This is a genomic window from Streptomyces europaeiscabiei, assembly GCF_001550375.1.
GTDB lineage: Bacteria > Actinomycetota > Actinomycetes > Streptomycetales > Streptomycetaceae > Streptomyces > Streptomyces europaeiscabiei.
This window is the reverse complement of record NZ_LRTR01000161.1, coordinates 1-973: the sequence shown is the minus strand read 5'-3', so window position 1 is coordinate 973 and position 973 is coordinate 1. Positions and strand designations below refer to the sequence as shown.

General features: G+C 75.0%; 1 pseudogene. It reads left to right on the top strand.

Going from position 1 to position 973, the window contains the following annotated elements:
- A pseudogene (locus AWZ10_RS07130) lies at positions 1-973 on the top strand (ATP-binding protein); the annotation flags it as partial.

Genomic DNA, 973 nt, shown 5'->3' with positions numbered 1-973 from the left:
GCGCGGCCGCTCCGTCCGCCTCACCGGCGCCCCCGGCTCCGGCCGCACCACCCTCCTCGACGCGGTCGCCGAGGACTGCGCGGACCTGGCCCCCGACGGAGTCGTCCGGCTGAGCGGTTTCCGGCGTACGGTCGACGACCTGCTGTACGAACTGTTCGCAGCCGTGTACAGCACACACCTGTTCCGGCCCGCACGGCAGCAGATCCTCGACATCGTGCGGGACATCGGCGCGGTCGTCGTCCTGGACGACCTGGAGTTCGGCGGAATCGCCCTCGACGAGCTGCTCGACGCGACCCCCGAGTGCGCCTTCCTCATCGGCGCCACCCCCGACATCCCCATGCCGTCCGCCGACGCGCCCCTCGAGGAGATCGTGCTCGGCGGCTTCGACCGGGCCGGCAGCGAGCAGCTCCTTGAGCGTGCCGTCGGGCGGGTGCTCACCGAGGACGAGTCGAACTGGGCCGGTGACCTCTGGTTCGAGTCCGAGGGCCTGCCGCTGCGCTTCACCCAGGCCGGGGCGCTGCTCAGACAGCGGGACCGGCAGCGGGTCGGCGCGGACGCCGTCGACGAGTTCGGTGTCTTCCAGGACGCGCCGTCACTGGTCGACGCGTCCTTCGGGCCGCCCGCGGACGAGCACGACATCCCCCTGCCGTCGCTCGCCGAGGGAGCCGCCCCCGCCGCGCTGCTCGCGTCCCGGCTGAGCTCCTCGGCCCGCGAGACCCTCAGGTTCGCGGTCGCCCTCGGCGGCGAGGTCCCGCACCAGGCGCACCTGCCCGCCCTCGTGGGCGACACCCACGCCGACGCGGCCCTGGGCGAGCTGGTCGGGTGCGCCCTGGTGACACCTGTCGGCGCCCGCTACCGGCTCGCCGCCGGCGTACGGGCCCAGCTGGAGGCCGCCGGTTACGCCGACGACGCCGAGACGCGCGCCGGCGCCGCCGCCCAGCACTACGCCTGGTGGGCCGGGCACCCCTCGGTC